General features: G+C 67.5%; 24 protein-coding genes. 8 read left to right on the top strand and 16 right to left on the bottom strand.

Annotated elements, in window-relative coordinates; all coding sequences use genetic code 11:
- The first annotated feature begins 112 nt into the window (after window positions 1-112).
- Window positions 113-1,351 carry a DUF5631 domain-containing protein gene (locus I2456_RS15100; protein ID WP_205880172.1) on the top strand — a complete coding sequence of 413 codons (1,239 nt, stop codon included), beginning with the start codon at window positions 113-115 and terminating at the stop codon, window positions 1,349-1,351.
- Here the strand turns inward: I2456_RS15100 and I2456_RS15105 are convergent.
- On the bottom strand, window positions 1,348-2,463 hold the full coding sequence (locus I2456_RS15105; protein ID WP_085075426.1) for a M24 family metallopeptidase: 1,116 nt from the start codon (window positions 2,461-2,463) through the stop codon (window positions 1,348-1,350). The two genes, I2456_RS15100 and I2456_RS15105, sit on opposite strands and share 4 nt — an antisense overlap.
- Before the next feature lie 46 nt (window positions 2,464-2,509).
- On the opposite strand from I2456_RS15105, the gene I2456_RS15110 reads away from it, so the two are divergent.
- Window positions 2,510-3,466 (top strand): 5'-3' exonuclease, encoded by a 957-nt coding sequence (locus I2456_RS15110; protein ID WP_068159366.1) that lies wholly within the window; start codon window positions 2,510-2,512, stop codon window positions 3,464-3,466.
- Window positions 3,467-3,469: 3 nt separating this feature from the next.
- Here I2456_RS15110 and I2456_RS15115 read toward each other — a convergent pair whose 3' ends face one another.
- From I2456_RS15115 to dop, 11 genes are all read right to left on the bottom strand, one after another.
- Window positions 3,470-4,201, bottom strand: coding sequence for a DUF4333 domain-containing protein (locus I2456_RS15115; protein WP_068033386.1), 732 nt, complete (start codon window positions 4,199-4,201; stop codon window positions 3,470-3,472).
- 72 nt (window positions 4,202-4,273) lie between these two features.
- Entirely contained in the window at window positions 4,274-7,039 is a 2,766-nt protein-coding gene (locus I2456_RS15120) for a DEAD/DEAH box helicase (protein WP_085075427.1), read from the bottom strand.
- A 27-nt stretch (window positions 7,040-7,066) separates the two neighbouring features.
- Window positions 7,067-7,924, bottom strand: a complete 858-nt coding sequence (gene tatC, locus I2456_RS15125; protein WP_068033384.1) for a twin-arginine translocase subunit TatC — start codon at window positions 7,922-7,924, stop codon at window positions 7,067-7,069.
- A 115-nt stretch (window positions 7,925-8,039) separates the two neighbouring features.
- Entirely contained in the window at window positions 8,040-8,303 is a 264-nt protein-coding gene (tatA, locus tag I2456_RS15130) for a Sec-independent protein translocase subunit TatA (protein ID WP_068033383.1), read from the bottom strand.
- A gap of 101 nt (window positions 8,304-8,404) precedes the next feature.
- Complete coding sequence (locus I2456_RS15135; RefSeq protein WP_068033382.1) at window positions 8,405-9,373, bottom strand: helix-turn-helix transcriptional regulator; 969 nt, start codon at window positions 9,371-9,373, stop codon at window positions 8,405-8,407.
- Entirely contained in the window at window positions 9,370-10,368 is a 999-nt protein-coding gene (locus tag I2456_RS15140) for a helix-turn-helix transcriptional regulator (RefSeq protein ID WP_068033381.1), read from the bottom strand. The genes I2456_RS15135 and I2456_RS15140 overlap by 4 nt, the downstream gene beginning before the upstream one ends.
- 29 nt (window positions 10,369-10,397) lie before the next feature.
- Window positions 10,398-11,756 (bottom strand): Pup--protein ligase, encoded by a 1,359-nt coding sequence (gene pafA, locus I2456_RS15145; protein WP_116645693.1) that lies wholly within the window; start codon window positions 11,754-11,756, stop codon window positions 10,398-10,400.
- Window positions 11,757-11,838: 82 nt separating this feature from the next.
- Window positions 11,839-12,609 (bottom strand): proteasome subunit alpha, encoded by a 771-nt coding sequence (gene prcA / locus I2456_RS15150; protein WP_085075428.1) that lies wholly within the window; start codon window positions 12,607-12,609, stop codon window positions 11,839-11,841.
- A complete protein-coding gene (prcB, locus tag I2456_RS15155; RefSeq protein ID WP_085075429.1) occupies window positions 12,606-13,478 on the bottom strand; it encodes a proteasome subunit beta in 873 nt (290 codons plus the stop codon). The genes prcA and prcB overlap by 4 nt, the downstream gene beginning before the upstream one ends.
- Window positions 13,475-13,669: a ubiquitin-like protein Pup gene (locus tag I2456_RS15160; RefSeq protein ID WP_068033397.1), complete on the bottom strand. Its 195-nt coding sequence runs from the start codon at window positions 13,667-13,669 to the stop codon at window positions 13,475-13,477. The genes prcB and I2456_RS15160 overlap by 4 nt, the downstream gene beginning before the upstream one ends.
- Window positions 13,670-13,782: 113 nt before the next feature.
- Window positions 13,783-15,291 carry a pup deamidase/depupylase gene (gene dop, locus I2456_RS15165; protein ID WP_068162974.1) on the bottom strand — a complete coding sequence of 503 codons (1,509 nt, stop codon included), beginning with the start codon at window positions 15,289-15,291 and terminating at the stop codon, window positions 13,783-13,785.
- 69 nt (window positions 15,292-15,360) lie between these two features.
- Here dop and I2456_RS15170 point away from each other — a divergent pair, with 69 nt between their 5' ends.
- The gene (locus tag I2456_RS15170) at window positions 15,361-16,560 is read left to right on the top strand and encodes a hypothetical protein (protein WP_085075430.1); all 1,200 of its coding nucleotides are present in this window, start codon (window positions 15,361-15,363) and stop codon (window positions 16,558-16,560) included.
- Window positions 16,561-16,617: 57 nt separating this feature from the next.
- The gene (locus I2456_RS15175; protein WP_116645821.1) at window positions 16,618-17,214 is read left to right on the top strand and encodes a hypothetical protein; all 597 of its coding nucleotides are present in this window, start codon (window positions 16,618-16,620) and stop codon (window positions 17,212-17,214) included.
- Between the two features lie 3 nt (window positions 17,215-17,217).
- Here I2456_RS15175 and arc read toward each other — a convergent pair whose 3' ends face one another.
- Window positions 17,218-19,050 (bottom strand): proteasome ATPase, encoded by a 1,833-nt coding sequence (gene arc, locus I2456_RS15180; protein WP_085075431.1) that lies wholly within the window; start codon window positions 19,048-19,050, stop codon window positions 17,218-17,220.
- 308 nt (window positions 19,051-19,358) lie between these two features.
- Here arc and lppK point away from each other — a divergent pair, with 308 nt between their 5' ends.
- Window positions 19,359-19,922: a lipoprotein LppK gene (lppK, locus tag I2456_RS15185; protein WP_068033373.1), complete on the top strand. Its 564-nt coding sequence runs from the start codon at window positions 19,359-19,361 to the stop codon at window positions 19,920-19,922.
- 8 nt (window positions 19,923-19,930) lie between these two features.
- Window positions 19,931-20,227, top strand: a complete 297-nt coding sequence (locus I2456_RS15190; protein WP_068162981.1) for a DUF503 domain-containing protein — start codon at window positions 19,931-19,933, stop codon at window positions 20,225-20,227.
- 5 nt (window positions 20,228-20,232) lie between these two features.
- Here the strand turns inward: I2456_RS15190 and trmI are convergent, their stop codons facing one another.
- Window positions 20,233-21,078: a tRNA (adenine(58)-N(1))-methyltransferase TrmI gene (trmI, locus tag I2456_RS15195; RefSeq protein ID WP_068162984.1), complete on the bottom strand. Its 846-nt coding sequence runs from the start codon at window positions 21,076-21,078 to the stop codon at window positions 20,233-20,235.
- Window positions 21,079-21,190: 112 nt separating this feature from the next.
- Here trmI and I2456_RS15200 point away from each other — a divergent pair, with 112 nt between their 5' ends.
- On the top strand, window positions 21,191-22,000 hold the full coding sequence (locus I2456_RS15200; protein ID WP_116645822.1) for a RecB family exonuclease: 810 nt from the start codon (window positions 21,191-21,193) through the stop codon (window positions 21,998-22,000).
- Entirely contained in the window at window positions 21,997-22,773 is a 777-nt protein-coding gene (locus tag I2456_RS15205; RefSeq protein WP_068162989.1) for a thioesterase family protein, read from the top strand. Before I2456_RS15200 ends, I2456_RS15205 begins: the two co-directional genes overlap by 4 nt.
- Window positions 22,774-22,779: 6 nt before the next feature.
- On the opposite strand, the gene I2456_RS15210 is transcribed toward I2456_RS15205, so the two are convergent.
- Together I2456_RS15210 and I2456_RS15215 are read right to left on the bottom strand one after the other, a co-directional pair.
- Window positions 22,780-24,150 carry an FAD-containing oxidoreductase gene (locus I2456_RS15210; RefSeq protein WP_068162992.1) on the bottom strand — a complete coding sequence of 457 codons (1,371 nt, stop codon included), beginning with the start codon at window positions 24,148-24,150 and terminating at the stop codon, window positions 22,780-22,782.
- On the bottom strand, window positions 24,147-24,629 hold the full coding sequence (locus I2456_RS15215; RefSeq protein WP_068033368.1) for a glycine zipper 2TM domain-containing protein: 483 nt from the start codon (window positions 24,627-24,629) through the stop codon (window positions 24,147-24,149). The genes I2456_RS15210 and I2456_RS15215 overlap by 4 nt, the downstream gene beginning before the upstream one ends.
- Window positions 24,630-24,678: the final 49 nt, after the last annotated feature.

Raw genomic sequence — 24,678 nt, forward strand, 5'->3', positions numbered from 1 at the left:
CCGCGGCTTATCACCGCCTTCGGTCACTTCGCCCCCCTCTCCGAGCGCCGGTCAGCCGTATATGCCGCTAAGTGGAGTGCATCCCACACCGCCAGCGTTCTCGCCAAATGCCTTGCCGTCACCTTCGCCGGGCGGCAATTCGGCGCTGCCCACCACCCCCAGCGGCCAACTACCCCCCGTCACCCCACCCCCACCCCCCACCACACCCGCCGAGCTCATGCAGAGCTTCAACAAGGGCATGGACTCGGGCGCGCCGATTTCCGCCGCGGCGAATCCGGTTCCGCACCCCATCACTCCCACCGAGCAAGTGCCGCATGCTCCCCCGACCGCGCCTGCGGCCGTCGCGAACCCGGTTGTACACGCGCCGGTCGTCGACTCCCCTCCGCCTCCGGTCCAGCACGCGGCTGAGGCTCCCGCGGCGCCCATTGTCGCGGGTCCGGTCGCGCCGAACCCCAACCTCGTCGCGCCCTCGCCGTCGACGCCACTCCCCACCTATGGCGCCGACCTACGCCCGCCCGTCACAGCGACACAGTCCGCCGCGTTGCCCAGCTCACCGCCCATGCAGCCGGCGACACCGTCCTCAGCACCGGTCCATCCCTCGGCCGGCCAGGCCGGCACAGGTCAACCAGCCGTCGTGCGGCAAACCCCTCCAGCGGCGAAACCGCTCCCGCCGTCGAACGTGGCCACCGAAGCCGTCGCAGCGACCGCCACGGGAGCGGCAGCCGGCGCCGCATCGGCCGACGCCACCGCCCGCGCACGCCTGCAGCGGCTGGTGAATTCGGTTGCGCGCCAACAACCTCGCCTGGCGTGGGTGGTTGGCGACCGTCCCGACAACACCACCGTTCTGACCACGGACCTGGCCAGCGGGTGGATCCCGCCGGGCATCGACCTTCCGGCCGCGGTCACCCTGTTGCAGCCGGCACGACGCCGCGGCAACGTCGAAGCCCTGCTCGGCGAAGTAACGATCGCCGCCGCCTACACCCCAATCCACCATGTGACCGACGCCGACGAGCCGATCCCCACCTCCTCCCGGCCACGGCACGCCCCGGAGATCGACGAACTGGGCTGGGAACTCGGGCAGGCCACCCAATGGCGCGACGGCCTCCCCCGGTTGGCCCACACGCTGGCCAAAGCCGCATCCGCGGGCACCGGCGTCCTCGACTCCGAGGTCGATCTGCTGCACCAGCACCTGAAGGACGTCGGCACCAAAGTCTTGGACAGCTATCCCGACAACGTCGACGCCCACGACGTCGGAAACTGGCAACTGCTCGCCGCCATTGACGCGCTGGTCGCCGGCGACAAGGCGGCGGCCAACTACCACCTCGCCTGGTTCCGGGCCTGTAGCCGCTAGGTGACGACGATCAGCTCGTGGGGCCGGTTATTGACCGACACAGCACCGTCTTCGGTCACGATCACAATGTCCTCGATGCGGGCACCCCAGCGCCCCGGGAAGTAGATACCCGGCTCAACCGAAAACGCCATGCCCGGCGCCAGTGGCAGATCATTGCCGGCAACGATGTAGGGCTCCTCGTGCACGCACAAGCCAATGCCGTGCCCGGTCCGGTGCACGAAGTACTCGGCAAGTCCGGCTTCAGCCAACACATCCCGGGCGGCGGCGTCGACCTGCTCTGCGGTCACACCGGGACGGACGGCCGCCACCGCGGCACGCTGAGCCTGCTGTAGCAGCGAATATTGCTTGGCCACTTCAGGATCGGGCTGGCCGATGCTGTACGTGCGGGTCGAGTCCGAATGGTATCCGGGCTCGTAGCTGCCGCCGATGTCCACCACGACGACGTCGCCGGGCTGCAGCTCACGGTCCGACACCTCGTGATGCGGGTCGGCACCGTGCGGACCAGAGCCGACGATGATGAACGCCACCTCCGAATGGCCCTCGGCGACAATGGCTTCGGCGATGTCGGCGGCAACATCAGCCTCGGTCCGACCCGGCCCCAGAAACTCCGGCACCCGGGCATGGACCCGGTCGATCGCCGCACCCGCCTTGCGCAGCGCGTCAATCTCCGCGGGCTCCTTGATCATTCGCAACTGGCGCAGCACATCGGTGGCCAGCACCGGCACTGCGCCCAGCACCTCGGCCAGGGGCAGCAGGTGCAAGGCGGGCATGGATTCAGTGACTGCCGCCGCCGCACCCCCCAACGCGTCTCGTACCAACCGGTACGGGTCCTCGCCGTCGACCCATTCCTGCACGCTGACCCCCAGTTCGACGGCGGCGGAGTCGGCCAACGATGCCAACTCCAGCCGGGGCAATACCACGGTGGCGTCACCGGAGGCCGGGATGACGAGCGCGGTGAGTCGTTCGAACGTCTGCGCCCGCGAGCCGATGAGGTAGCGAAGGTCGTAACCGGGAGTGATCACCAGACCGGCCAGACCGGCGTCAGCGGCCGCGGCAGCCGCTGCTGCCAGCCGTCGCGCATGCACCGCGGTGTCGAATCGATGAGAGCCCATGGCAGCCAGGCTAATCGTCGGCGGCGCGCGTGAGACCATAGCGCGCATGCCCGCACCTGTGTTGCTGCTGGACGGCCCCAGCATGTGGTTTCGCTCGTACTTCGGCGTGCCGTCGTCGATCAAGTCGCCCGACGGCCGTCCAGTCAACGCCGTGCGCGGGTTCATCGACTCGTTGGCGGTGCTGGTCAGCCAGCAGCGCCCGTGCCGACTGGTCGTCTGCCTGGACCTCGACTGGCGCCCGCAGTTCCGGGTGGACCTCATCCCGTCGTACAAGGCGCATCGCGTGGTCCAAGAAGAACCCTCCGATCAACCCGACATCGAAGAGGTGCCCGACGAACTGACCCCGCAGATCGACATGATCATGGAGTTGTTGGACGCTTTCGGTATTCCCGCGGCGGGCGCACCCGGTTACGAGGCCGACGATGTCCTGGGCACCTTGGCGGCGAAGGAGCGCACTGACCCGGTGATCGTGGTCAGCGGCGACCGCGATCTGCTGCAGGTGGTCAGCGACGACCACGTGCCGGTCCGAGTGCTTTATCTGGGCCGCGGCATGTCGAAGGCCACCTTGTTCGGACCCAAAGAGCTGGCCGAACGCTACGGGGTGCCGGTAGATCGGGCCGGCCCGGCCTACGCCGAACTGGCCTTGTTGCGCGGCGACCCGTCCGACGGGCTGCCGGGCGTGCCGGGCATCGGCGAGAAGACCGCAGCGACCCTGCTGGCCCAGCACGGCTCGCTGGAACGGATCATCGCTGCCGCCAACGACCCAAAGTCGAAGTTGGCCAAGGGGTTACGCACGAAATTGCGCGCATCGTCGGACTACATCAGGGCCGCCGAGCCGGTGGTGCGAGTGGCCACCGACGCTCCGGTCACGCTGTCCACGCGCACCGACAAACTTCCCCTGCATGCCGTCGACACCACCCGGACCGCCCAGCTGGCCACCCAGTACGGCGTCGGGTCGTCGATCAAACGACTCCAGAAGGCTCTCGACGCGCTGCCGTCGTGACGGTTACTGCGGCCGACCGACCTCGTAGGTGCCCTTGTTGTCCTGGAAGGTCACGGTGACGTGCTTGGAGGCGCCGTCGATGCTGACGGTGCAGTCGAACGTGCCACCCTTCTTGACGGTCGGGTCGGACCCGTTGTTGCACTTGACGTCTTTGACGTTCTTGGCGCCGTAGCCGTTGGTCTCGTCGGTCAGGATCTGCTGCACACCCGCATTCGCCTTGTTGACGTCGAGCTTGGTGGTGACGAAGAACCCCGGCTGCCAGAAGCCCAACACCAGGATCACCGCGATGAACAGCACCGCGACCACGCCGACGATGCTGGCGATCAGCGCCGTAGAGCGCTTCTTGCCGGGCTGGCTGTACGGAGCTGGTTGCCCGGGGTACTGGCCGGGCTGACCATACTGGCCCGGCTGACCGGGCTGGCCGTATTGCGGTGGCTGGCCGTATTGGCCCGGCTGCTGGTACTGGCCCGGCTGGCCATACTGCGGCGGCGCGCCGTACTGGGTGGCTTGCGAACCGAAGTCCGAGCCGTAGCCCGACTGCGGGTACTGCTGCGGGTAGGCCTCACCAGGCTGCTGGTACTGCGGGTACTCGGACGGCGTGTACGCCGGCGCGTGCCAGGTCGCGTCCTGATTGGGTTGCTGCTGCCAGGGCGACCCCGCCATGGTCGGGTCGGAGGAATGGTCGCCGGCTTGGCCGGGTTGCCACGACTGCCCCGGTCCCTGCGGTCCGCTCATGAATTCTCCTAGTACGTCTTGTCCTGGCTTTGCCGATCACATTGGACGATGTAACCGTAGCTCCGGCTCAGCCTACCCGGCGTCAACTGCCACGACGCCGCGCCGAATGTCATTGATAGCGCGCTTCGCGGTGGCCCGCAGGTCAGGGTCCGGGGCGGCATTGCGAACCTGGTCAAGCAGGTCGAGGACCTGCCGGCACCAGCGCACGAAATCGCCTGCAGACAGGGGTGATCCGGTGCCCGCGGCGTCGGCGGCCGCCAGGGCCGCGGCCAGATCGCCGGTGCGCGCCCAGCGGTAGATGACGGTGACGAAGCCGTCGTCGGGTTCGCGGCTCTGGGAGATCCGGTGTGTTTGCTCGTCGGCGCGCAGCGCCGCGGACAGCCGCGCAGTCTGGCTGAGCGCCTGCCGCAATTTCTGCGTCGGCACTTCGGCGCCCAACGGGGCGCTCGGCGCATCACCGCGCGACTCGTAGAGCACCGCCGAGACCACGGCCGCCAGCTCGGGCGGCTTAAGACCCGACCACGCTCCGGTGCGCAGGCACTCGGCCACCAGCAGGTCACTCTCGCTGTAGATCCGCGCCAATAACCGTCCGTCGTCGGTGACCTGGGGGTCGTCGGCGGGCCCTTTGATGAACCCGCGCTCGGTGAGCAGACCGACGATCCGGTCGAAGGTACGGGCCAGCGAGTTCGTCGCGGCGGCGACCTTGTGCTCCAACTGCGCGTTGTCCCGTTCGATGCGCAGATAGCGTTCGGCTTCGCGCATGTGCGCTTCGCGGTCGGGCGCCTGGTGTGCGGTATGGCGGCGCATCTTTTCCCGCAACGACGCCAGCTCCGGATCGTGGAATTCGCCGTCCTGGTTGCCGCGGCCCCCGGAGCGCCGACCGGCCGAGGGCAGCAGGCCCGCGGCAGCCGTTCGCAGCGCCGACGCCAGATCGCGTCGCACCCGCGGCTGGCGGTGCTCGACCCGTTTGGGCAACGTCATCGACCCGACCGGCGGCGTCACCCCGGAATAGTCGGCCGACGAGATGCGCCCAGCCCAGCGATGCTCGGTCAGCACCAACGGCCGCGGGTCGCTGCTGTCTCGCGCGGACTCCAAGACGACGGCAAGCCCGCTGCGTCGGCCGTGGGTGATGTTGATGATGTCCCCACGGCGCAGGGCGGTGAGTGCGTCGCTGGCCGCTTGCCGGCGCTGCAGCCGGGACGCGCGGGCCTGGGAGCGTTCCATGTCCGAAATCTGCGCGCGGATGCGGGCGTAGTCGAAGATCGCCGCGTCGTGCCCGCCGAATTCACCGGCGATTTCGTCGAGCATCCGTTTGCCGCGGTCGATCCCGCGGACCAGCCCGACGACGGATCGGTCGGCCTGGTACTGCGCGAAGGACTGTTCGAGCAGTTGATGCGCCTGCTCAGGACCCATCCGCTGGACCAGGTTGATGGTCATGTTGTAGGACGGCGCGAACGAACTGCGCAGCGGGAAGGTGCGCGTCGACGCCAGTCCGGCCACCTCGGACGGTTCCACATCGGGTTGCCACAACACCACCGCGTGGCCTTCGACGTCGATGCCGCGCCGGCCGGCGCGTCCGGTCAGCTGGGTGTACTCCCCCGGCGTCAGCGGCACGTGCTGTTCGCCGTTGAACTTCACCAGCCGCTCGAGGACGACCGTGCGGGCCGGCATATTGATGCCGAGCGCCAGGGTTTCGGTGGCGAAGACGGCTCTGACCAGGCCGGCGGCGAACAACTCTTCGACGGTGTGGCGGAATGCGGGCAGCATGCCGGCGTGGTGAGCGGCCAGCCCGCGCAGCAAGCCCTCCCGCCACTCGTAGTAGCCCAGGACTGCCAGGTCGGCGTCGTCGAGGTCACCGCAGCGGTGGTCGATGACCTCTGCGATCTGCGCGCGTTCGGATTCGGTGGTCAATTGCAGCGGCGAACGCAGGCACTGTTGGACGGCCGCGTCGCACCCGGCTCGGGAGAACACGAAGGTGATGGCGGGCAGCAGGCCGGCCGCATCCAGGATTGCGATGACGTCCGGCCGTGCCGGCGGCCGGTAGAAGCGGGGCCGGCTGGGCCGACCCTGGTTGCGCCGGCGCGGCTGCCAATCCGACATCCGGTCGGCCTCGCGGCGGTGCGCGATGTGGCGCACCAAGTCGGCGTTGACGTGGGGCTTGCCGATGGTGCCGTGGGTCTGCTGGTTGGCCGGGTCACCGGAGCGGTAGTCGAACAGGTCGAACAGCCGCTTACCCACCAGAACGTGTTGCCACAGCGGCACCGGTCGGTGTTCGTCGACCACCACGGTGGTGTCGCCGCGCACGGTCTGGATCCAGCCGCCGAACTCCTCGGCGTTGCTGACCGTGGCCGACAGACTGACCACCCGCACCTCGTCGGGCAGATGCAGGATGACCTCTTCCCACACCGGTCCGCGCATCCGGTCGGCAAGGAAATGCACCTCGTCCATCACCACATGCGAAAGGCCTTGCAGCGCAGACGAATCCGCATAGAGCATGTTGCGGAGCACTTCGGTGGTCATGACGACGACGGGCGCGTCGGCGTTGACCGACAGGTCACCGGTGAGCAACCCGATGCGGTCGCGGCCGTAGCGGGCCACCAGGTCGGTGTGCTTCTGGTTGCTCAGCGCCTTCAGCGGTGTGGTGTAGAAGCACTTCCCGCCCGCGGCGAGGGCCAGGTGAACGGCGAATTCGCCGACCACCGTCTTGCCCGCGCCCGTCGGTGCGCAGACCAGCACACCGTGACCGCCTTCCAGCGCGGCGCACGCCCGGCGTTGAAAGTCGTCGAGCTGGAAGGACAGTTCGGTGGCGAACCGGTCAAGCTCGGGCAGATCGCTCACGTCGTCACCGGCGAGGGTGCGCAGTGGCTAGGTGACGTCGTCATGAGGTCCGCCGATCACCGACGGCGCCGGTATCGGCGCGGGTGGGTCGATGACGGAGGCTTCGTCATCGGGTATCGACGCTTCACGCTTGGCTTTTCGCTTGTCATGGATGCGGGCAATCTGAATGGCGAACTCGAGCAACACGGTTAGCGCTACCCCGAGTGCGGTCATCGAAAACGGATCAGACCCCGGCGTGAATACCGCCGCGAACACGAACATCGCGAAGATCAACCCGCGCCGCCAGGACTTGAGCCGCTCGTAGGTGAGCATGCCGACCATGTTGAGCATGACGATGAGCAGGGGGAATTCGAAGCTGACGCCGAACACCACCAGCAGGTTGATCAGGAAGCCGAAGTACCGGTCACCGGACAGGGCGGTCACTTGGACGTCGCTGCCGACGGTCAATAGGAAGCCAAGCGCCTTGGACAGCACCACATAAGCCAGCGCGGCGCCGGCCGCGAACAGCACGGCCGCCGGAATGACGAACGCCACCGCGAAGCGGCGTTCCTTCTTGTACAGGCCGGGGGTGATGAACGCCCAGAGCTGGTAGAACCACACCGGGCAGGCCAGCACGATCCCGGTGGTCATTCCGACCTTGAGCCGCAACATGAATTGGTCGAACGGCGCGGTCGCCAGCAGCCGGCACTGACCGTCCGCGCTGATTTCCGCGCGAGCGGACTGCGGCAGCGAACAGTAGGGCTCGCGCAGGAATTCGCCGAGGCTTCGCAGACCGAAGACCGAATGCGAATACCAGATGAATCCGAAGATGGTGGTCAAAAGGATGGCCGCCAACGAGATGAGCAGGCGGGTGCGCAGCTCGGTTAGGTGGTCGACCAGCGACATGGTCGCGTCGGGGTTGACGCGGCTGCGCCGTTGCCGGGGGTTGAGCCGCTTGAAAAGACCAAAAGCGCGCGCTGAAACCCTAGAGCCGTTCACGACATACGGTCAGTGGCGCCGGCTAGGCCGGCCGCGCCTCGGTGTGACCCTGCTCAGCAGCGGCTGGGGGGTCGACACGCTGCGACTCGACGGGTGTGGGGGACGCCGCAGGGGTCTGAGGGGACGCTTCTGACTTGTTCTCGTTCTGCAACTCGCGGACCTCGGATTTGAAGATTCGCATCGACTTGCCCAACGAGCGCGCCGCATCGGGGAGCTTCTTGGCACCGAAGAGCACGATCACCACGACGGCGAGGATCGCCCAATGCCACGGACTGAGACTGCCCACTTTGATTACCTCCAGACGTTGACCCGATGTTACCGCAGCGGGTGCCGCTGTCCGGCCCAAGCGAGGCGCACCGGCCGCGCGCGCCGCCCGCTTCGCCGGGATCAGCCCTGCTCAGCGGCGCGATAGGCGGCAAGCGCCGCGGCCGCCTGGTCGCGCACCCGCTGCGCCAGCGACTCCGGGGCCAGCACCTGAACATCGGAGCCGAAGCCCAGCAGCAGGCGGGTCATCCAGGCCTCGGAGGCGTAGGTCATGGCGACTTCGCACGAGCCGTCGGGCAGCTCGCGCTGCACCCGAAGCGGGTAGTACTCGAACATCCACGACGCCGACGGCGCTACCAGCAGCGTCGCCGACGGCAACGACGGATCGCCGTCGAACAGCGAGGTGTCCGGCGGCGCCTGCAACACCGGTTCGGGCGGCATGGCCGGCTCACTGAGCTCCGTGGCGTCGACGATGCGGTCGAAGCGGAAGAGCCGAACGCCCTCGGCCTCGCGTGACCAGGCCTCCAGGTAACTGTGGCCACCGATCAGTAGGACCCGGATCGGGTCGACGGTCCGGGTGGTCAGCGAGTCGTGCGAGGCGGAGTAGTAGTCGATGGTCAGCGCACGTTTGTCGTGCACCGCTGCGCGAACGGTCGCGGCGGCCCGGCTCTCGACGGGTGCCGGCTCGTCGACGACGGCCGCCGCGGTGTCGTTGCCGGCGGCGCCTGCGGCCACCGCGATCTTGGCGATGGCGCTGCGCGCGGCCTCCGGATCGACCACCCCGGGGATATCGGCCAGCGCGCGCAGCGCCACCAAGAGCCCGGTGGCTTCCGGCGAGGTGAGCTTGAGCGGCCGGTCGATGCCTGCCGAGAAGGTCACCTCGACGGTGTCACCGGAGAAGGCGAAATCGATCAGATCACCGGGCAGGTATCCCGGCAGGCCGCACATCCACAGCTGGTTGAGGTCTTCCTCGAGCTGCTTGGCGGACACCCCCAGATCGGCCGCGGCTTCAGCTCGGGTGATCCGCGGGTTGGCCTGGAAGTACGGCACCATATTGAGCAGCCGCACCAGCCGGGTGGAAACGGAAGTCATAGCCGCTCCTCCTCAACTCCCGCCTGCGCAGCCAATCGGGCCAGCACATCGTCGCGCAGCGACGGGGGCGCCAACACGATGGCGTCCGGACCGTAGCCGGCGATCTCACGCGCCAGGCGGTCACTGAACCCGATGTCGAGCTGGATCACCTCTCCGTCGCGGCCGGCCAGTCGGCGCGGCCCGATGCGGGTGCCGGCGCGGCGCAAAGCGGTGGCTCGCCCGTCGGCCACCCACACCGTCGCGTGCACACCGCTGGGTGCTTCACTGACCGTTTGGGCCACGATGTGGCGCAGGTCGACACCATCCGGGATGGTCACCGCTCCCGGCGGGCCGATCGGCTTCACCTCGCCGCCGATGCGCGACAGGCGGAAGGTACGGGTGGCGTCGCGGTCGCGGTCATGGCCGACCAGGTACCAGCGGCCCTTCTCGGTGACCACGCCCCACGGCTCCACCGTGCGGGTGGTGTAGGGCTCGGCGCGCGTCGACCGGTGCGCGAACTGCACGGCCTGGCGAGCATCGATGGCGGACAACAGGATTCCGAGGACTTCCTCCGACCCCCGCAAGCCCGGCACGCCCGCGGGCGAGGCGATGGCCACCGGCGCGTCGGGGTCGACGTCCACCCCCGCCGCGCGCAGCTTGAGTAGCGCTCCCTGGGTTGCGGTGATCAGCTCGGGCGACTCCCAGAGCTGGGTGGCGACCGCGACCGCGGCCGCCTCCTCGGCGGTCAAATCCACGGACGGCAGCGCGTAGGCGTCGCGGTTGATGCGGTAGCCCTCGGTGGGGTCCAGGTTGGACACCCGGCCCACCTCGAGGGGGATGCCGAGGTCGCGCAGTTCGTTCTTGTCGCGCTCGAACATTCGGGAGAACGCTTCAGCGGTGGGGCTGTCGGAGTAACCCGCCACGCTTGACCTGATCTTCTCCGCGGTGATGTATCCGCGGGTAGACAGCAGGGCGATGACGAGATTGACCAGTCGTTCGACTTTCGAGGTCGCCATTGGCTCCAGATTAGGCCACCGGGGTGGCGCTACATGCTCGCGATGAGGCGTTTGACCCGTTCGTCGACCGCGCGGAACGGGTCCTTGCACAGCACGGTGCGCTGTGCCTGGTCGTTGAGCTTGAGGTGCACCCAGTCCACGGTGAAGTCACGGCCGGCGGCTTGGGCGGCGCTGATGAATTCGCCGCGCAGCCGGGCGCGGGTGGTCTGCGGCGGATGGTCGACGGCTTCGGCGATGTCTTCGTCGGTGGTGACGCGCGCCGCCAGACCCTTGCGCTGCAGCAGGTCGAACACGCCGCGGCCGCGCTTGATGTCGTGGTAGGCCAAGTCCAATTGGGCGATCTTGGCGTCCGACAACTCCATGTTGTAGCGGTCCTGGTAGCGCTGGAACAGCTTGCGCTTGATCACCCAGTCGATCTCGGTGTCGACCTTCGCGAAGTCCTGGCTCTCGACGGCGTCGAGTTGGCGGCCCCACAGGTCGACGACTTGCTCGATCTGCGGGTTTGGCTCGCGGGTTTGGAGGTGTTCGACGGCGCGGCTGTAGTACTCCCGTTGGATGTCCAGCGCGCTGGCCTGACGCCCGCCCGCCAACCGCACCGGCCGCCGGCCGGTGATGTCATGGCTGACTTCGCGGATGGCGCGGATCGGGTTGTCCAGCGAGAAGTCGCGGAAGGCCACCCCGGCCTCGATCATTTCGAGCACCAGCGCGGCTGTGCCCACCTTGAGCATGGTGGTGGTCTCGCACATGTTGGAGTCACCGACGATGACGTGCAGCCGTCGGTACTTCTCGGCGTCGGCGTGCGGCTCGTCGCGGGTGTTGATGATCGGACGGCTGCGGGTGGTCGCCGAGGAGACGCCCTCCCAGATGTGCTCGGCGCGCTGGGAAAGGCAGAAGGTCGCCGCCTTGGGCGTCTGCAACACCTTGCCCGCGCCGCAGATCAGCTGGCGGGTGACCAGGAACGGCAGCAGCACATCGGAGATCCGGGAGAACTCACCGGCCCGCACGATCAGGTAGTTCTCGTGGCAGCCGTAGGAGTTGCCCGCCGAGTCGGTGTTGTTCTTGAACAGGTAGATGTCACCGCCGATGCCTTCGTCGGCAAGCCGCTGCTCGGCGTCGACCAGCAGGTCTTCGAGCACCCATTCGCCGGCCCTGTCGTGGGTGACCAGCTGTACCAGACTGTCGCATTCCGCGGTGGCGTATTCAGGGTGGCTGCCCACATCGAGGTACAGGCGGGCGCCGTTGCGCAGGAAAACGTTAGAGCTGCGACCCCAGGAAACGACTCGGCGGAATAGGTAGCGGGCTACCTCGTCCGGGCTGAGTCGGCGATGACCGTGGAATGTGCAGGTGACACCGAACTCGGTCTCGATGCCCATGATTCGTCGCTGCACGTAATCGAGCGTACTGGTTGTCACACCGGCGCGGTGATAGTGCCGCGCCGCAGTTGCGTGTGGCGGCTGGCTGTGTCGCGCGTCAGCTTGACGACTCGCCGTTCGATTCCGGGGCTTCGCCGTCGGATGCGGCGCCGTTTTCGACATCTCGCAGCAGGGTCTCCAGCGCGGCGCCCGTGATCCGGCGGAAGGCGCGCCGCGGCCGGCTGGCGTCGAGGACGGCGACCTCCAGGCTGGTTCCAGCGATGCTGGATTGACCGTTGCTCGGGTTGTCGACACTGCTGGACCGCAACGCCTCCACCGCGATGCGCAACGCATCCGGGAGGTCAGCGTTTTCGGTGTAGGTCTCCTTGAGCGCGTTGGTGATCGGCTCGGTGGTGCCGCCCATCACCACGAAATGCGGCTCGTCGGCGATCGAACCGTCATAAGTAATGCGGTAGAGCTCCGGGGCTTTCGTCTCGCCGTAGTGCGCGACCTCGGCCACGCACAACTCGACCTCGTAGGGCTTGGCCTGCTCGGTGAAGATGGTGCCCAGCGTTTGCGCGTAAACGTTGGCCAGCTGCCGGCCGGTGACGTCGCGGCGGTCGTAGGCGTAGCCGCGGGTGTCGGCGAACTGAATGCCGCCGCGGCGCAGGTTGTCGAATTCGTTGAACTTGCCGGCGGCCGCGAAGCCGACCCGGTCGTAGAGTTCGCTGATCTTCTGCAACGACCGCGACGGGTTCTCCGCGACGAACAGCACTCCCCCGGCGTACGCGAGCGCCACGACGCTGCGGCCGCGGGCGATGCCTTTGCGCGCGAGCTCGCTGCGCTCACGCATCGCCTGCTCAGGGGAAATGAAATACGGGAAGCTCACTTCTCACCGCCGTCGGGGCCGAAAGTGTCCGCGCGCGAGCGGCTTTCGATCACGCTGCGGGCCAATCCGGCGATGCGCTCCTCTGCGACATCGACCGCCCCTTCGGCGTCGATGGTGACAGCCGTGGGGTAGATGCCGCGCACCAGGTCCGGCCCACCGGTGGCGGAGTCGTCGTCGGCGGCGTCGTAGAGCGCTTCCACGGCTACCCGCAGCGCCGAGTCGGCGTCGGTGACCTGGCTGTACAGCTTCTTGATCGATGACTTGGCGAAGATCGAACCCGAGCCCACCGACTGATAGCCCTCTTCTTCGATGTTCCAGCCGCCGGCTGCGTCGAAGGAGACGATGCGGCCCGCCGATTCCGGGTCGGGAGCCGAGAGGTCGTAACCGACCAGCAGGGGCAGCGCCACCAGGCCCTGCATGGCGGCGGGCAGGTTGCTGCGCACCATGATCGCCAGCCGGTTGACCTTGCCGGCGAAGGTGAGCGGGACGCCTTCGAGCTTCTCGTAGTGCTCGAGCTCGACGGCATAAAGGCGGGCGAATTCCACGGCGATGGCGGCGGTACCGGCGATGCCGGTGGCCGTGTAATCGTCGGTGATGTAGACCTTGCGCACGTCGCGACCGGCGATCATGTTGCCTTGGGTCGAGCGGCGGTCACCGGCGAGCACGACGCCGCCGGGGTATTTCAAGGCCACGATGGTGGTGCCGTGTGGCAGTTGAGCTGCGGCGGAGGGTTCGCCTCCGCTGATGCTGGCGGGCAGCAATTCCGGCGCCTGGCGGCGCAGGAAGTCAGCGAAGGACGACAGGTCTACGGCGGATGATCCGGATAGTGCTGATTTCAGGGACAGGCGATCGGGCAACGGCCAGGTCACTGTCCGCCCTTTTGGACGTATGCACGCACGAAGTCCTCGGCGTTTTCTTCGAGGACGTCATCAATCTCGTCGAGCAGATCGTCGGTCTCCTCGGTCAGCTTCTCGCGACGCTCTTGACCCGCAGCGGTGCTGCCGGTGACGTCGTCTTCGTCTCCGCCGCCGCCCCCGCGTTTGGTCTGCTCTTGCGCCATCGCCGCCTCCTGCTTGGTCACTGGCCTTCTAGAGGCCATGCGTGCGCGTGATACGCCCGCAAGCTTTTCTCTACCCTACCGGTCAGCACCGACGTTTCTCGGTTTAACCAGTGTCAGCTGGTCAGTTGTTCCACCAACTCCACCGCGCTGCTCACCGAGTCCAATAACGCTCCCACATGGGCCTTACTGCCCCGCAGCGGCTCCAGCGTCGGGATGCGAACCAGCGAATCCCCGCCGAGGTCGAAGATCACCGAGTCCCAGCTGGCCGCGGCGATGTCGGCGCCGAACCGGCGCAGGCATTCACCGCGGAAGTAAGCGCGGGTGTCGGTGGGGGGCTTGTCGACGGCTTCCAGCACCTGATGTTCGGTCACCAGACGCTTCATCGACCCGCGCGCGACCAGGCGGTTGTACAGCCCCTTGTCCAGCCGGACATCGGAATACTGCAGATCGACCAGGTGCAGCCGGGGTGCGGACCAGCTCAGGTTCTCCCGCTGCCGGAACCCTTCGAGCAGTCGGAGTTTGGCCGGCCAGTCGAGCAGTTCGGCACACTCCATCGGGTCGCGCTCGAGTAGGTCCAGCACGTTCGCCCAGGTCTCGACGATGTCGGAGGCCCGCGGGTCGGGATCGCGGCTGTCTACCAGCTTGGCCACCCGGTCCAGGTAAATCCGTTGCAGGGCAAGGCCGGTCAACTCACGACCGTCGGCCAGCGCGACCGTCGCGCGCAGCGCCGGGTCGCGGCTGATGGCGTGGACCGCGTGCACCGGCCGGGCCAGGGTCAGGTCGGTCAGGTCGATGCCGTGCGCCGGACCTTCCTCGATGAGGTCGAGAACCAGCGCGGTGGTGCCCAGCTTCAGGTAGGTCGACGTCTCGGCGAGGTTGGCGTCGCCGATGATGACGTGCAGGCGGCGGTATCTGTCCGCGTCGGCGTGCGGTTCGTCGCGGGTGTTGATGATGCCGCGCTTGAGCGTGGTTTCCAGGCCGACCTCGACCTCGATGTAGTCCGAACGCTGCGACAGCTGGAATCCGGGCTCGTCACCGGAGGGGCCGATGCCCACTCGGCCGGAACCGGTGACCACCTGCCGGGAGACCAGGAACGGGGTCAGGCCGGCGATGATGGCCGAGAACGGTGTCTGCCGCGACATCAGGTAGTTCTCGTGGGAGCCGTAGGAGGCCCCTTTGCCGTCGACGTTGTTCTTGTAGAGCTGCAGTTTGGCTGCGCCGGGCACGCTGGCGACGTGGCGGGCCGCGGCCTCCATGACGCGCTCGCCGGCCTTGTCCCAGATCACCGCGTCCAGCGGGTCGGTGCACTCGGGCGCGGAGTACTCCGGGTGAGCGTGGTCGACGTAGAGCCGGGCGCCGTTGGTCAGGATCATGTTGGCGGCGCCGACCTCATCGGCGTCGACGACGGGCGGCGGGCCGGCCGAACGGCTGAGGTCGAAGCCGCGGGCGTCTCGCAGCGGCGATTCCACCTCGTAGTCCCAACGAGTGCGTTTGGCGCGCTGTATACCGGCGGCGGCGGCGTAAGCCAGTACCGCCTGAGTCGAGGTGAGGATCGGGTTGGCGGTCGGGTCTGACGGCGAGGATATGCCGTACTCGACCTCCGTCCCGATAATCCGTTGCATGCCTTAAAGAGTAGGTGCGCGCGCCGACTAGCAGCGCGCGGGTGGCGGCCGGGGCTAATGTGACCCGGCATGAACCGTTCCCCGCGTCGTTCGCTAGTGCACCGAGAGTCGGCGACGGCCGCGGCCGAGAGTTGGTTCTTGCTGCGGGGCTTGCCCTCGGTACTGACCACGCGCGGACGCTGGCGCCGGCTGTGGTCGAGGTCTGCTCCCATGCTGGCGGCCTGGGCGGCGGTGGAGAGTTGCCTGCTCGCGATCTATTTCGTCAGCGCCGGCCGGGACGTCGAGATCGCCGGCACCCCAACGACTTCGCAGTGGGTGATCCTGGGCCTGCTGGCGGTCGCGCTCCCGCTGGCCGCCCTCGCCGGCTGGCTGGTGTCGCGTATCTCGGCGGTCCGGGTCCGCGCGATAGCGGCGACCGTAGCCGTGGCCATCGCGGTCGTTTCCGACGTCATCGAAGCCGGCAGCGATCCAGTTCAACTGTCCCGGGCCGCCGTCATCCTCACTCTCACGCTGGTCCTGACCGGCTGTGGGATCGGGTCGGTGCTCGGCTGGGCGGTGCGCATGACGCTGTCGCACCTGGCGACGGTCGGCGAGCTGGCGATACGGGCGCTGCCGGTGGTGCTGCTGACCGCCCTGGTGTTCTTCAACACCTACGTGTGGCTGATGGCGGCGAACATCAGCGACGCCAGGCTTTGGCTGTCGATCGTTTTCCTGCTGGCCATTGCCGGGGCATTCGTCGTGTCCAAGACCATTGAACGGGTGCGGCCGATGCTGCGCGACACCGCGGTGCTGCCCGAAGGCAGCGAGAGCCTGTCCGACACCCCGTTTGCCGCGATGCCCGACCCGTCGCCGCGGGCACCGCTGAAGCGGGCGGAACGGCTGAACGTGGTCTTCTTGCTGGCGACCTCTCAACTCGTCGAGATCCTCGTCGTGGCGTCGGTGACGGCCACCATCTACCTCATTCTCGGGTTGCTGATCCTCACTCCGCCGTTGGTCAAGGAGTGGACGCACACCACCGTCAACACGGCGACGGTGCTGGGCATGACCTTTCCGGCGCCCAGTTCCCTGATCCACATCTGCCTGTTCCTGGGCGCGCTGACGTTCATGTACATCAGCGCCCGCGCGGTTGACGACGCCGAGTACCGGGCGATGTTTCTCGATCCGCTGATCGATGATCTGCACACCGCGTTGATAGCCCGAAGCCGGTACCGCGCGAATATTGCGCACACGCCGAATGCCGTTGTTGACGGCGCAGACGGCAGTGGCTAATTTCGCTTGATGTCGACCACCGAAGACGGGCGGGCCGCGCCCCGACATGCGGCAAACATGTCGGGCAAGCGTTATGGCGAAGTGCTGCTGGTGACTCCCGGCGAAGCCGGTCCCCAGGCCGCCGTCTACAACACATACCCGCTCAACGACTGTCCGGCCGAGCTGTGGTCGGCGCTGGACCCGCAGGCGATCGCGACCGAACACCGCGCCGCGGGGGCATTACTCAACGGCCCCCGCTATTGGCTGATGAATTCCGTCGAGAAGACCCCGCAGGGACCGCTCATCACGAAGAACTTCGGCGGAATCGACATGGTCCTGCAGGCCACCGTGTTGCTTTCGTCGATGAATCCCGCGCCTTACACCGTCAATCAGGTGAGCCGGAACACCGTCTTCATCTTCGATGCCGGCGAAGAGATCTACGAGCTGCACGACCCGCAGGGGCAGCGCTGGGTGATGCAGACCTGGAGCCAAGTGGTCGACCCCAACCTGTCCCGCGCCGACCTGCCGAAGCTCGCTGACCGCCTCAAGCTGCCGGAGAGGTGGACCTATCAGCACCGGGTGCTCGCCGAAGAGTTGCGGATCGACACGACCACCCGCGCCGCCCGCGTCCTGCAGGACGACCTGAACAACAGCTATTCGCTGCTGTCGGACTGACCCTTACAGGTACTGACCCAGGTTCGACTCGGTGTCGATGGCCCGCGACGCGCTGGACGACTTGCCGGTGACCAGCGTGCGGATGTAGACGATCCGCTCGCCCTTCTTGCCCGAAATCCGCGCCCAGTCATCGGGGTTGGTGGTGTTGGGCAGGTCCTCGTTCTCGGCGAACTCGTCGACGATCGAGTCGAGCAGGTGCTGGATGCGCAGACCTGGCTGCCCGGTTTCCAGCACCGACTTGATCGCGTTCTTCTTCGCGCGGTCGACCACGTTCTGGATCATCGCCCCGGAGTTGAAGTCCTTGAAGTACATGACTTCCTTGTCACCGTTGGCGTAGGTGACCTCCAGGAACCGGTTGTCGTCGATCTCGGCGTACATCCGCTCGACAACCTTCTCGATCATCGCCTTGATGCAGACCGTGCGATCGCCGCCGAACTCGGCGAGGTCGTCGGCGTGCAGCGGCAGCTCCTCGGTCAAGTACTTCGAGAAGATGTCTTGCGCCGCTTCGGCGTCCGGGCGTTCGATCTTGATCTTCACGTCCAGTCGTCCTGGACGCAGGATGGCCGGGTCGATCATGTCCTCGCGGTTGGAGGCGCCGATCACGATGACGTTCTCGAGTCCCTCCACGCCGTCGATCTCGCTCAGCAGCTGCGGGACCACGGTGGTCTCGACGTCGGAGGAGACACCGGTGCCGCGGGTACGGAAGATCGAGTCCATCTCGTCGAAGAACACGATGACCGGTGTGCCTTCGGACGCCTTCTCCCGGGCGCGCTGGAAGATCAGCCGGATGTGCCGCTCGGTTTCGCCGACGAACTTGTTCAGCAGCTCGGGACCCTTGATGTTCAAGAAGTACGACTTGGCTTCGCGGGCATCGTCGCCGCGCACCTCGGCCATCTTCTTGGCCAGCGAGTTGGCCACCGCCTTGGCGATGAGCGTCTTACCGCATCCAGGCGGGCCGTAGAGCAGCACACCTTTGGGCGGCCGCAACGCGTACTCGCGGTACAGCTCCTTGTGCAGGAACGGCAGCTCGACGGCATCGCGGATCTGCTCGATCTGGCGAGTCAGACCACCGATGTCCTCGTAGCTGACATCGGGCACCTCTTCCAGCACCAGGTCTTCGACCTCGGCCTTCGGGATGCGCTCGAAGGCGTAACCGGCTTTGGTGTCCACCAGCAGGGAGTCACCCGGGCGCAGCTTGCGCGGCCGGGTGTCGTCGTTGATGCCGTCGACAATGGTGCCCTCCGGCAAGTCCTCGGCCACCAGCGGCTCGGCCAGCCACACGATGCGTTCCTCGTCGGCGTGGCCGACCACCAGGGCGCGGTGCCCGTCGGCGAGAAGTTCACGCAGCGTCGAGATCTCACCGACCGATTCGAAGGTGCCGGCCTCGACGACGGTGAGGGCTTCGTTGAGCCGGACCGTCTGACCCTTCTTCAACGAAGTGGCGTCGATGTTGGGCGAGCACGTCAGTCGCATCTTGCGGCCGGAGGTGAACACGTCGACGGTTTCGTCGTCGTGTGCGGCGAGCAGTACGCCGTAGCCGCTGGGCGGCTGCCCCAACCGGTCGACTTCCTCGCGCAGCGCGAGCAACTGCTGGCGAGCCTCTTTCAGCGTCTCCATCAACTTCGAATTGCGCGCCGCGAGCGAGTCGACCCGCGCCTCGAGCTGATGCACGTCGCGGGTCGACCGCGCCGGGCCGGGCTGGCCCGCGGCGTTGTCGAGTTGCTCGCGCAGTACTGCGGCTTCGCGTCGCAGCTGTTCCAACTCTGCCGCGTCTTCGCTGGACAGAGGGATATCGCGGGGGGTCCCGAATGCTTCAGAACGCTCTGAGTCACCCATGTTGCGCTCCTTTCCCGCACCAGGAATGGTGTGGCGGATACTCCAACGCTACCGGCGTTTTCGGTTTGATGTGCGGAGTCAAATGCCGACGCAAAGTAACAACTTGGGTCCCACTGGTAATCTCGCCTTCGACTCCGGCCGAGCGAAAGGACCGCGGTGATCGCGAATTCCCTAGCCACAGGCCTGAAAGTCGTCGCGGTAACCGCCGCGGCGGCCGCCGATGTGACCTGCACTGCATTTGCAAATTGTTTGTAGTTGAAGCCAGGCGCGGGACGCGCCGAAACCTCCGCGTAACTCTGGGTGCCGCCATGCTCATGGCGGCGCTGAGCGTGTCGGCGTGTACGCACGACGCGGCGCGCAAGCTGGCGGCCGACGGGCCGACGGCACCGCCCGCGACGTCGAGCGTGGTTGCCGGTCCGCCGACGGCTCCGCTGCCCGGCGCCGAAGCTCTCACCGATGTGCTGTCCCGGCTCGCCGATCCGGCGGTCGCGGGCGCGGACAAGATCAACCTCGTCGAAGGGGCCACCCCCGAAACCGCCGCCGCCCTAGACCGATTCACCACCGCGGTGCGCGACGGCGGCTTCTTGCCGATGACGTTCGCCGCCAACAACGTCACCTGGTCGGACAAGAATCCCTCCGACGTCTTGGCCACCATCGTCGTCACCACCGCCCAACCCAACAATCGCCAGTTCACGTTTCCCATGGAGTTCACCTCATACCCAGGTGGCTGGCAATTATCCCGACAGACCGCGGAAATGCTGTTGGCGCTCGGCAACTCGCGGGCTTCCAGCCCGCCGTCCCCGAGCCCGGCCCCGCCACCGCCGCCGCCCGAGCCGGCACCGCCGCCTACCGAACCCGGGCCTCCCGGCTGAGTCCGCGGATGTGGATCGGATGGCTGGAGTTTGATCTGCTGCTCGGCGACGTGCGCTCGCTCAAGCAGAAGCGGTCGGTGATCAGGCCCGTGGTGTCGGAGTTGCAGCGCAAGTTCAGCGTGTCGGCCGCCGAGACCGGATCTCACGATCTGCACCGGCGGGCGGGCATGGGCGTGGCCGTGGTGTCCGGGGACCGCAGCCATGTGGTCGACGTCCTCGACGCGGCCGAGCGCTTGGTGGCCGCCCACCCGGAGTTCGAGTTGCTCTCGGTACGCCGCTCGCTGCGCCGCAGCGACGACGAGTAGCCGGGTCAGCCGTCGCGTCCTTCGCGCTTGCGGCCCAACGGCGCGGGCGCGACCGCACCGGGCGCCAGGCGGCGCGTCGCAACCAGGAAAGCGGTGTGACCGCGCATCGAATGCTGCGGGCGCACCGCCAGCCCGACCACGTTCCAGCCCCGCTGCAGCGTCTCCCAGGACCGCGGTTCGGTCCAGCACTGCTGAGCACGCAGAGCCTCCACGACCCGCGACAGCTGCGTGACGGTTGCGACGTAGACGATGAGCATCCCGCCGGCCACCACCAGCCGGGAGACCGAGTCCAGCACGTCCCACGGCGCCAGCATGTCCAGCACCGCGCGGTCGAAGGAGCCGTCCGGCAGGTCGGAGTCGGCGAGATCGCTGATGATGAGATCCCAGTTCGGCGGTGCCTGGCCGCCGTGGAAAGTCGACACGTTGCGGCGGGCGTGCTCGGCGTGGTCGGCGCGCTGTTCATACGAGACGACCCGTCCGTGCGGGCCGACCGCCCGCAGCAACGACAACGTGAGCGCGCCGGAGCCGGCGCCGGCCTCCAGGACCCGGGCGCCGGGGAAGATGTCGCCCTCGTGGACGATCTGCGCCGCATCCTTGGGGTAGATCACCTGCGGACCGCGCGGCATCGACATCACGTAATCGACCAACAGCGGCCGCAAGACCAGAAACAGCGCTCCGTTACTCGATTTGACCACGCTGCCCTGCTCGAGGCCGATCAGCGCGTCGTGGGCGATCGAGCCGCGATGGGTGTGGAACTCGGCACCGGCGGTGAGCACCAGCGTGTAGTGGCGGCCCTTGGCGTCGGTGAGTTGAACGCGTTCGCCGACGGTGAATGGGCCGGTTGCTGACACGCCGTCCAGCGTGCCAGCCGACGCGCCGTAGTTTGTGCCCGGGGTTGTCGGTGCCCCGTCCTAGGCTGCGGTTATGACCGAGCAGCTGACGGCACCGCCGCGGGGGACGCGTATGCCCCGCCCGGCGCTGTCGCCGTCGCGGGCGGCGGATTTCAAGCAGTGCCCGCTGCTGTATCGGTTCCGCGCCATCGACCGGTTGCCGGAGGCGCCGTCGGCCGCGCAGCTTCGCGGTTCGGTGGTGCATGCCAGCCTCGAGCAGCTGTACCGTCTGCCGGCGCCATCGCGTGACCCCGCCACGGCCCGGTCCCTGGTCGAGCCGGCCTGGGAACAGGTGATCGCCGCGGAACCGGAGTTGGCGAGCGAGCTGGACACCGAACGCCGAGCCCAACTGCTCGACGAGGCCCGCGCGTTGCTGTCTGGCTACTACCGCCTCGAGGACCCGACCCGGTTCGATCCGCAGGGCTGCGAGCAGCGCGTGGAGGTGGAGTTGGCCGACGGAACGCTGCTGCGCGGGTATATCGACCGGGTCGACGTCGCCGCCACCGGTGAATTGCGGGTGGTCGACTACAAAACCGGCAAGGCGCCGCCGGTGGCGCGGGCACTGGCGGAATTCAAGGCGATGTTCCAGATGAAGTTCTACGCGGTCGCGCTGTTGCGGTCCCGCGGCGTATTGCCTACGCGGCTGCGGCTGATCTACCTCGCCGACGGACAGCTGCTCGACTACTCCCCCGACCACGACGAGCTGCTCCGTTTCGAGAAGACTCTGATGGCGATGTGGCGTGCTATTCAAAGTGCCGGTGTGACAGGCGATTTCCGGCCCAATCCGTCGCGGTTGTGCGACTGGTGCGCCCACCGGGATTTGTGCCCGGCCTTCGGTGGCACGCCGCCGCCGTACCCGGGCTGGCCTGAACCCGTGGCATGACCGGTTGCTTCTACCGCCGCCTTCCTTCCGGCGGTGAGTATCAGGCGTTTGACTCCACCGACTACACCCGCAGCAACTGGAACCGCGAGATCCAGCACGGTTCGCCCCCGTTGGCGTTACTGACCAAGCTGATCGAGGAACTGTCGGCCGGGTCCGGCAAGCGCATCGCACGCCTCAGCTTGGATCTGCTCGGCGCGGTTCCGGTCGCACCCGTGCGGGCCAGGGCGTGGGTGCAGCGTCGGGGCTCACGCATCAGCATGGTGGTCGCCGAACTGGTGACCGAGCGGCCGGTGGCGCGGGTGACCGCCTGGCTGGTCGCGGTCTCGGACACCGCCGATGCCGCATCCGACCGGTACCCGCCGCTTGTCGAGGGACCGGCGGCGCCGCTGCCCGCGGCGTTTGCGGACGCCCACGGCTATTTCGATGCACTGGACTCGCGCCCGCAGTACTCCGACGGACATTCCGACGCGGTGTGGTGGTTCCGCCCGCAGGCGCATGTTGTCGACGATGAGCCGGCGTCGGCGCTGCAGCGCCTCGCTGCGGTGGTGGACTGCGCCAACGGCGTCGGGGCGATTCTGGATTTCGACAAGTTCGTCTTCATGAACACCGACACGGTGGTGCATCTGCATCGCTTGCCCGTCGGCAATGACTTCGCGCTGCGCGCCCGCGCATCCGTCGGACCGGATGGGGCCGGGGTGACCACGGCCGAGTTGTTCGACACGACCGGGTTTGTCGGAACGTCGGCGCAGACGCTGTTGATTCAGCGTCTGTGACGCGGGTCAGTCCAGCGGGGTCATCTCCTGCAGCACGGTCGGGATGAGTTCGCTGACCGTGGGATGGATGTGCATGGTGCGCGACAGCGTGGTGTAGGGCGCCTTGGCCGACATCACGTCCAGGATGCAGTGAATCGCCTCGTCGCCGCCCACACCGAACACGGCGGCGCCCAGGATCTCCTCGGTGTCGGCGTCCACTACCACTTTCATGAAGCCTTGGGTCTCACCCTTTTCCACGGCGCGTCCGACACGGGTCATCGGCCGTTTCCCGACCAGCGCCTTGCGCCCGGAGGCCCGCACCTGGTCGACGGTGAGGCCGGCGCGCCCGAGCGGCGGGTCGATGTACAGCGCATAGGTGGTGATGCGGTCGCTGACTCGGCGCGGGTCGTCGTCGAGCAGGTTGGCCGCGACGATCTCGAAGTCGTTGTAGGAGGTGTGGGTGAAGGCGCCCTTGCCGTTGCAGTCGCCCATCGCCCAGATGTGGTCGACGTTGGTCTTGAGCGTGTCGTCGACCACGATGTAGCCGCGTGAATCGGTCTGCACCCCGGCGGCATCCAGGCCCAGGTCGTCGGTGTTGGGGCGTCGGCCCACAGCCAGCAGTAGGTGGCTACCTGTGACGGCGTCGGCGCCGGCGGTGGCGGTCAAGTCGAAGCCGTTGTCCCGCTTGCTGATTCGCACGTCGTCGGCGCCGACGATGATGTCGATTCCTTCGGCTTCCAGGACGTCGCGGATGGTCGCCGACACGTCCTCGTCCTCGCGGCCGGCCAGTCGCGGTCCCCGTTCGACCACCGTGACCCGGGCCCCGAACCGCCGATACATCTGCGCGAACTCCAGCGCAATGTAGCTGCCGCCGACGATCACGAGATGTTCTGGGACGGTGTCCAATTCGAGCATCGACACGTTGGTCAGATAGTCGACATCCTCTAGCCCGGGGATGTCTGGCACGACAGCGCGGCCGCCGACGTTGAGGAAGATCCGGTCGCCGTGCAGGACTTCATCACCCACCCGCAGGGTGTGCGGATCCTCGAACCGGGCATGGCCGCGCAGCAGGGTGCAGCCGTCCATGCCCTCCAGCCAGCCCTCGACACCTTTGCGGTCGGTGAGCATGATGTCGTCTTTGCGGGCCTTGACTTTCGCCATGTCCACGCTGATCTGTCCGGTGCCGATGCCGTACTCGGCGCCGCGGCGGGCCAGTTGCGCGGCGTGCGCGCTGGCCACCAACGTCTTGGTCGGGATGCAGCCGGTGTTCACGCAGGTGCCGCCGACATGCTTGCGTTCGATGACCGCGACCCGCTGACCGGCCGCGGTCAACCGCCCCGCCAGCGGCGGCCCGGCCTGGCCGGCACCTACGACGATTGCGTCGTAGTGCTCTGTCACAGAGCGGCCGCTGCCGCGACGATGGCGAAGCCACCGAGGACGGCCACCGAGTCCTCCAACAGCGCGATCGGTAGGTCACGCCCACCGTTGGCGGCGACCAGCCGGCGACGCGCCTGGAAACCGCCCAGCGTGCCGAGCACGGCGCCCACCACACCAGCGCCCAGGCCGCCCCACTTGTAGCCCCACGCGGTGCCGATGACCGCTCCGGCGAACCCGCCCAGGATGAGCCGGACCGCGAACACCGGCGGCGCGGTGCGCGGCGGCGTCTTCGGCAGTTTGTCGTTGACCAGTTCGGCGACCGCCAACAGGCTCAGGATCACCACTGTCACGATGTTGCCGACCCACGATGCCCAGGTGCCGTGCAGGTTGATCCAGCTCAGAAACGCGGCCCAGGCGACCACCGCAGGAGCCGTCAAGGAACGCAAGCCCGCGACGACCCCGAGCAGCAGCGCTAGTAGAAGTACGAGAACATGCGTCACAGCAATCCCTCCTGGGACAGACCAACAGCATTCAGCGGGACGCTAACAC

Source organism: Mycobacterium kubicae (assembly GCF_015689175.1).
Classification (GTDB): Bacteria; Actinomycetota; Actinomycetes; order Mycobacteriales; family Mycobacteriaceae; genus Mycobacterium; species Mycobacterium kubicae.